This is a genomic window from Streptococcus sp., assembly GCF_019414905.1.
GTDB lineage: Bacteria > Bacillota > Bacilli > Lactobacillales > Streptococcaceae > Streptococcus.
The window spans coordinates 1-6783 of sequence record NZ_DXLC01000075.1 but is presented as its reverse complement, the minus strand read 5'-3'; the positions used below and the strand labels follow the sequence as shown (position 1 = coordinate 6783).

General features: G+C 36.8%; 12 protein-coding genes and 1 pseudogene. 10 read left to right on the top strand and 3 right to left on the bottom strand.

What is annotated here, in order from left to right:
* The 3 genes from QZ359_RS01950 to QZ359_RS01940 all read right to left on the bottom strand — a co-directional run.
* Positions 1 to 1165, bottom strand: a 1165-nt coding sequence (locus QZ359_RS01950) for a site-specific integrase (RefSeq protein ID WP_293957422.1), incomplete at its 3' end; no start/stop codon positions are given.
* Between the two features lie 311 nt (positions 1166 to 1476).
* Positions 1477 to 2250: a type II toxin-antitoxin system PemK/MazF family toxin gene (locus QZ359_RS01945; protein ID WP_293957420.1), complete on the bottom strand. Its 774-nt coding sequence runs from the start codon at positions 2248 to 2250 to the stop codon at positions 1477 to 1479.
* A 160-nt stretch (positions 2251 to 2410) separates the two neighbouring features.
* Positions 2411 to 2986, bottom strand: coding sequence for a helix-turn-helix transcriptional regulator (locus tag QZ359_RS01940; RefSeq protein WP_293957417.1), 576 nt, complete (start codon positions 2984 to 2986; stop codon positions 2411 to 2413).
* A gap of 138 nt (positions 2987 to 3124) precedes the next feature.
* Between QZ359_RS01940 and QZ359_RS01935 the strand changes: the two genes are divergently transcribed.
* From QZ359_RS01935 to QZ359_RS01890, 10 genes and pseudogenes are all read left to right on the top strand, one after another.
* Positions 3125 to 3310 (top strand): hypothetical protein, encoded by a 186-nt coding sequence (locus QZ359_RS01935; protein ID WP_000909283.1) that lies wholly within the window; start codon positions 3125 to 3127, stop codon positions 3308 to 3310.
* Positions 3311 to 3324: 14 nt separating this feature from the next.
* Positions 3325 to 3573 carry a hypothetical protein gene (locus QZ359_RS01930; protein ID WP_261039995.1) on the top strand — a complete coding sequence of 83 codons (249 nt, stop codon included), beginning with the start codon at positions 3325 to 3327 and terminating at the stop codon, positions 3571 to 3573.
* Positions 3574 to 3814: 241 nt separating this feature from the next.
* Entirely contained in the window at positions 3815 to 3985 is a 171-nt protein-coding gene (locus QZ359_RS01925; RefSeq protein ID WP_000520760.1) for a hypothetical protein, read from the top strand.
* Between the two features lie 155 nt (positions 3986 to 4140).
* The gene (locus QZ359_RS01920; protein ID WP_000517935.1) at positions 4141 to 4569 is read left to right on the top strand and encodes a hypothetical protein; all 429 of its coding nucleotides are present in this window, start codon (positions 4141 to 4143) and stop codon (positions 4567 to 4569) included.
* Position 4570: 1 nt separating this feature from the next.
* Positions 4571 to 4720, top strand: coding sequence for a hypothetical protein (locus tag QZ359_RS01915; protein WP_000387644.1), 150 nt, complete (start codon positions 4571 to 4573; stop codon positions 4718 to 4720).
* A 208-nt stretch (positions 4721 to 4928) separates the two neighbouring features.
* Positions 4929 to 5360, top strand: coding sequence for a hypothetical protein (locus tag QZ359_RS01910; RefSeq protein ID WP_293957390.1), 432 nt, complete (start codon positions 4929 to 4931; stop codon positions 5358 to 5360).
* Positions 5357 to 5563, top strand: a complete 207-nt coding sequence (locus QZ359_RS01905; RefSeq protein WP_293957388.1) for a hypothetical protein — start codon at positions 5357 to 5359, stop codon at positions 5561 to 5563. The genes QZ359_RS01910 and QZ359_RS01905 overlap by 4 nt, the downstream gene beginning before the upstream one ends.
* A 4-nt stretch (positions 5564 to 5567) precedes the next feature.
* Positions 5568 to 5831 (top strand): hypothetical protein, encoded by a 264-nt coding sequence (locus QZ359_RS01900; RefSeq protein WP_293957386.1) that lies wholly within the window; start codon positions 5568 to 5570, stop codon positions 5829 to 5831.
* A complete protein-coding gene (locus QZ359_RS01895; protein WP_293957384.1) occupies positions 5828 to 6343 on the top strand; it encodes a hypothetical protein in 516 nt (171 codons plus the stop codon). Before QZ359_RS01900 ends, QZ359_RS01895 begins: the two co-directional genes overlap by 4 nt.
* Positions 6336 to 6783, top strand: a pseudogene (locus tag QZ359_RS01890) (virulence-associated protein E); the annotation flags it as partial. The gene QZ359_RS01895 and the pseudogene QZ359_RS01890, both read left to right, overlap by 8 nt.

Here is a 6783-nt window from a genome sequence, read left to right as displayed (position 1 = left end):
AGGAACTTTGTAAATTCTCAATGGCTTTTTCATAAAAGGAAGTTGCCTTTTTCTTATTGTCTTTGGATAGGTGACTATAGATGTCCATAGTCATTGAAATTTTAGAATGGCCTAGCCGTGTTTGGATTTCTTTATAAGGCAGGCCAGCATTAAGCAATAGACTAGCGTGGGTGTGTCTGAAGGCGTGGAAACTCAAACGAGGACAACCAGCCAGTTTTAAATGCTTTTCTAGTCTAAATCTAAGCGCCCCAGCTTCTCTATAGTTGTCAAAGGTATCAGAGAACACTTTTCCAAAAGTTACCCCTATTTCCCTACCTATTTGGGATTGTCTTGCTTTATAGAGCCGAAGCATGAGTACCGTTTTGGTATCCAGTGCTATTTCTCTAATGCTACTTTTACTTTTAGGGCTAGTGATTTCTTTTAGGGTGTTTAAAGTCTTGGTAACTGAAATACTACCGTTTTGTAGGTCAATATCAAACCATTCCAAGGCTAAACACTCACGAATACGCAAACCAGTCGCTAGAAGTGTCTTATATAACACCGTATCGGAGAAATTTTTATAAGTGTTTGGCAACTGATCCAGATAATCTAAGAATTTTTTCAAATTATCGTCATCCAGATATTTCAGTTTTTGCCCTTCTTTGGGCTTGCGTCGTGGGACGATGATATCACTAGCTGGATTTGAAGCAATGACTTGCAAGGAAACGGCATAGGATAATATGCGTTTATTTAAGGCATGGAGTTGGTTATATTGCTGATAACCTTTTCCTAGTTGATTGTAATCTATTGCCCACTGGTTTACCTGGTGCTGAATGATTGGGGGCGTTAGTTTATCCAGTTTGTAGTCTCCAAAGGCTGGTAGGAGATACTTTTTTATGTTGTTTTTTGCCCCTATAAGGGTGCTATGTTTGACTGTATGGCAATAATTTTCTAGCCAGAGGTTCGTCAATTCCTGATAGGTGGTAACATTAACGGTTTTTGTGACTGTTGAGCCGTTTTTTTCAAACTCTACTTTGGCTTGGATAGCCTTGCTTTTGAGTCTGTTCTTAGTTCTGTCTGAAATAGTTGTCTTGACTTTCTTACCTGTTACGGTATCGATACCAAGATAAACACTGGAACGGTAAACTACTGATCCATCTTTCTTTTTGTACTCTGTAATCTTCATGGTTTTACTCCTTTTCCATCAGCAGGCAAGCAATTAGAAAAGGTTTTGAGTTTATACCATGCGAGTAGCTACGAGAATGCCCCTATTTTCGATTTTAAGCAGTCAGACGGTAAATTGTACCAGAATAGAAAACAAGGCGGATATGGGGCTTATATGGGATTTGAAAAAGCCTCAGTATTTCAAGAGTTTTATTTAGAAAACAAAAAGGAAGTAACAACTAAGCTACTTCCCTGGAGCGCTGAGGCTCAAAGTTTAAAAATATGAGGGTAAACCTCTAAGTAACTTAATTATAGATTAAATTTTAATAGCTGTCAATCTTTTAGGTAAAGTTCTTTTAATTTTGTATCAATTCTATCTAGGGTGTCATTGTTTACTTTCAATTTTCCGCAAGGATCCAATTCGTTTATGTAAATGATTCTGTCTTTACTAATAGTTTTTATCTGGTCACATTTTGCGTAGGAAATTTTATTAAATCGTTGATAATGGTTAACAAGATCTTTTAATTTTTTAGTAGTGTTTTCCACCTTTTCCATCCCTGCACCGTTGTCATAGATTTCTTTAGCTGATTCTGAATTGTAAACATCTCCGTATTGAATCAAAAATTCCTGATAGATTTCTTCTGCACTCCCTAAATCAAAAGGAGTAATTTCTGTAAGTGCATAGTGAATGATTGAAAAATAATCAAAACCAACTTTGTCAAGAATAGGTAATAAGAATCTTTTGGATTTTTGTTGTATAACTTCGTCAATCATAACAGAAAACTTTTTTTCTTTTGAACTGATTGGAAGTACAGTCAGATTTCTTGATTTTGGAGAATCATTTTTATTTAGGACAACGGCCCAGTGTCTATTTGATAATTCAGAACCAATATTGATTCCAAAATCGACAAAAATTAAGGCACCTCGTTTGAAACTGTAATAGGATTTTTTACAATGATTTACCTCTTCCAAAAATAAATTTGATTCTTTATCTAGCCAATTTGGTAAAAAATTAAACTTATTGCTTCGTCTATTTGATTGTGATATTGAGTAAATTTGTTCAAAATTTTTAGCTGATTTTAGTATTTTCTTATTTTGGATATCCATTGTTCTTCACCTTTAAAATATCTCTTCTGTATTGTTCCATAGTCCATGATTCTCCTTTCTATTTGTCAATTATGCCCATTTTTGCACAATAGACCTTAGAAATAGGGTTGCTATTGGCGAATATGGGCTTTTTAAAGGATCTTTTCAAATACCATAGTGGTTATTTGTTCTGAGAAAATACTCTAGCAATATCTAATAGTTTTTCTCTATCATCATCTGATAAAAAGAAGAAGATTGATAGAAGTTCACTAGCCTCATCATTAAGGTAAGAAATAGCGATACTTAAAACCGATAACTCACCTAAAACATTTTGGGTTTGCTTTTCAATCGCTTCTTGATATTTTATTTTTAAATCTTCCTCGTCTATGAACGAATTTTCTGAAAGGAAATTTTCAGTAAATTTTTCAGTATTAAAAGATTCTTTAATTGAAGAAATCAGTTGTTCTTGGGAGGTGTATCCAGTTAAAAGTAAAAGTTTATCAAAACCTTTTGAAAACCTTTTAGGATCAATATCTCCAGTGCCATTGGATTCCTGTTCAAAATCATTAGTAATTCCTAATAGATGACCAATGCTTACTTTAAAATGCTCTGCTAATTTTTGTAAGTATTCATATTTAATTTTTAATTCTTTTTCTTTTTCCCAGCGGGATATCGTCATCTCTGATACTCCAAGAAGTTCAGCAAGTGTTTTTTGGGTGTCCCCGTTTTTTTTTCGTAACTCTTGTAATTGGTTCATTGTATATTACCTCAAGATAATTATAACATAAAAAAATATTTTTTAACAAAAATGTTAGAAACTCTTGACAACTAACATTTTATTTAGTAGAATACAGGAGAACTAACAAAAATGTTAGAAAAGAAAGGAGAAACTTCATTGCTTATTACCTCAACACAAGCAAAAGCAATTCGCCGAAAGCAGGCAGACAAGAAATTGACTGCAAAGCAAGCAGGCGAAGAAATCGGAGTTACACAAGTTACCTATCGAAAAATCCGAGACGGTGGCGAAGTGAAACCGAGCATTTACCAAAAAGCCATGCAGTGGCTTGCTGAAGATTATTAGAAAGGAGCGAACCAATGGACGACGATTTTAAGACAGTTACAAATGCTAAGGGGTTAGAAATTCCCAAGTATTTTAAGGATTTTAAAAAGCTAGTTGAGAAAGACAGACAACTAGCCGAATATCTTTGTATGAACTACGAGGATTTGGACAGTGAAGACCTGGGCGCATTTCTTGAAACGATGGAGCAGGGATTCAGCTGGATTCTGGATCTTATCGAAAGTAAAGACTTGCTTTATAGCCCCCAGACAGGGAAGAAAGCATGAAGAAAGGTAACAAAAAAAGTCACTTGCGGAGAGTTTGGCGACCGAAGCAAGCGACAAGATTAAAGGTATAGATATTTTTTCTATACCTTGATTATAGCATAATACAGCGGTTTCCGCTAGTACATTGAAAATAAAATAAGGTACGCTGGGAAGATTTTAAATTTTTTTCGGTTTAGGGGTTGACTTAAAGGGTACACCGTTATATAATAAAAGTGTACCCCGAAAGAAAGAGAGGTCAAAAATGGGGAAAACATTAGGACGACCTAAAAGTGATAACCCAAAAAACAAGCAACTAAAAATTAAAATGACTGAACAGAATTTTAATGATTTAGAAGAACTTGCCAAAAAGAAAAGCATGACTAAAACAGATATAGTCATGCGAGGGATTGAGCTTGTAAAGTCTGAACCATAACGAAACCGCCTACCGTGTCACTTGTTTGGCGACAGAACACGATAGACGGCGATGCACCACAAATGAGGTACGTAAATATCTTATCATGCGTACTCTTATTTGTCAAACACAGAAATAGAGTGCGCTTTTTGCGTACCCAAAAAATGAGGTATACAATGGGAAAACAACATCAAGCAGTAAAATTCAAGGATATTGCTGAAAAATTGTCCGAATTAGAGGGCAAGAATTTAGAAGAAATCGCTGGAGTATTAGGCTATCGCAACTTGGAGAGTTGCAGGGTCAACCTTTACAATCTGAGACAAAACAAGCGTCTAGGATTTGAAGTAGAAAAAGGGGTGTACTCCAAGTTCGCACTCTTGGACGATTCGGTAAAAGAGGAACTGGAAGACAAGGAATTGTCAGACCGTGGGCGCTATTTGAAGAGCGTAGATCGCTATAAGGCAATGCTAAACGCCTTTTCTATCGCCTTTGATAGCACAGTCAAGGCGGAAACCAGACAAAAAGCAGAACATGACGGCTTGAAAGCCTTGGACAGAATCCCAGATAAGCACTACGCCCTACTTTATGACATGATGGAGGGCTAGGATGGAAGCAAAAACTCACTTCGCTAGATTCATGCGTCGAGGGATGGAACTAGCAAGGCAATTACATAGCAAGGAAATCCAACGTGATGAATTTGATAGAGCCTGGAAAAGATTAGGCGATCAAATCGAAAACGAAACGAAGAAAAACTAAGAAAACCGAAGTGCAGGCAAGCAATTAGAAAAGGTTTTGAAAAACGAGTGCTGACACGGCGATTCTAAGCACTTGTTTAGCGGAAATGTGGGTATTTACCCACGAAACATCACTACATGCGTCCGCCAACTAGGGGCAAAAGCCCAGCGTTTGGAGTGGTACTAATCGTGTATAGGAAACAGGCAAACCAAAAGAAAAAGGTAAAAATATGAATGATTATTTTAAAGAATTTGAAAAAGAGTTGGTACTTGTAGAGGAAAAGCTAGATATTTTATCAGATTGGCATAATTCTAAGAATCATATTGGCGCAATGGAAATTGTTGAAGATTGTAATTCAGTAATTACTAATCTATGGCTAAGTTTTTATAAATTATCTGAAGCGTACAAGATGCAGGAAGCGAGTCATGAAGAATTTTATAATAAGAATGTTGAGAACTTACTGGGAGAATTAAAAAAATATGACGATGAGTGTACAGAAATGTACAATAAGAAACCTGACTGGTTACTATTCAATTACTTAAATCAAGTCATAAGCGAAAACAAGTTAAGTAATGGTATTACTCATGAGACTGCTTCAACTTGGACGTATTTACGAAGTTTAGTAGTTTCTGATTTACAAAAAAGGGGGCTTTTAAAATGAACGAACTAGATATAAGCAATACACAGGCGCTTATTTTTACCGTGATTTTGATTGGCCTTCTCATATATCTAAATCATCGAGACCGCAAAAAGAGCGCCCAACTGGAGCTAGAAAACAGGAAACTGGGAGAAAGGCCTAGTGAGAGTTTAAGCCCTGACTATGGGCGATATATTCAGCTTGCAGGGGTTAAACCGTGGAGGTGACGATATGTTTGAAAGGATGATTGAAGAAATTCAAATAAAAATATTAGAAGCCTTAGAACGTTACCTAAAAAGCCATGAGAAAATACCCCCCCGAACCATTGGGTTGATTTCCGCAAAACAAGTACAGGAAGAGTTAGATATAAAATACAAGACCTTACAAAAATGGAAATCCATGGGGCTGAAATATTATCAGCCTCCAGGAGACGATAGCAGAAAAGTTTATTATAAAGTGGACGACATCCGTAAGTTTATGGGGGTGGGAGAATGAGAGTGATAGAGTTAACCTTGTCTAGTGACAAATTGGCCTTGTTTGGATTTCTCAAGTCTACCCCTACCCAAGCTTGGAAGAATGGGAAACACTTCAAATTCATCTACTTTGAACCGATAGGCGAGGCGTTGACGGATTTTCACTATAAAGGTTTGTATGTGGCTGTCAAAGACGAAAAGGAGCAAGTGGAGGGTTGGAAATTAATTAGAGACTTGGAGATAGCTTTGGCCAGTTCGGACTTGCTGACGATTCTGAAAGAATTAGAGGTAAACAAATTGACAGAGCAACGGCAGGGGCTTGGGGTGGAGTTAAAAGGCTGGGTTTTTGACCTGATTTGTAATGGCATTTATACCAGATATGAGACTTCACTTTTTGTCCGCTTGCTATTTGTCCATGGCTACAGTTTTAGTCAGTTGGTAGACCTATTTTCAGCAATCGTCAAACGGAAAGACCTAGCCAGCTATTTCCTAGAAGTAGCGACAAAATTCTATAAGGAGGTGGCTTTTGAATAGTGAAGAAATTGTAAGTAAAATCATCGAAGAGAATCAGCATCAAATACCGCCTACCGTGGTGGACTTGACCCAAGCAAGGGAGACTAACGAGGAAAACAATAGCCTGAATCTTACGCCTAAAACCAAAGGAAAAGGCTTTGTCATTACCTTGGACAATCTCAAGAAGATTTTGAGTGGGGATAGTAAACTAAAAGGGGCGATACAGTACAACACTTTTACATATGAAATTGACGTTACCAAGTCTATTAAGTTAAATGGTAGAACCTTGAGCGGTACAATCGATGACCTGATTATCAGAGAGATTAGGGCTTATATTGCTACCAAGTATAAGATGGATTATAAAAAAGGGGATATCGCTGATATCTTAGAAGTGGTGGCTGGAGAACATAGCTACAATCCCTTAAAAGACTATCTGGAATCTTGTGAAAGCGAGTATAAAG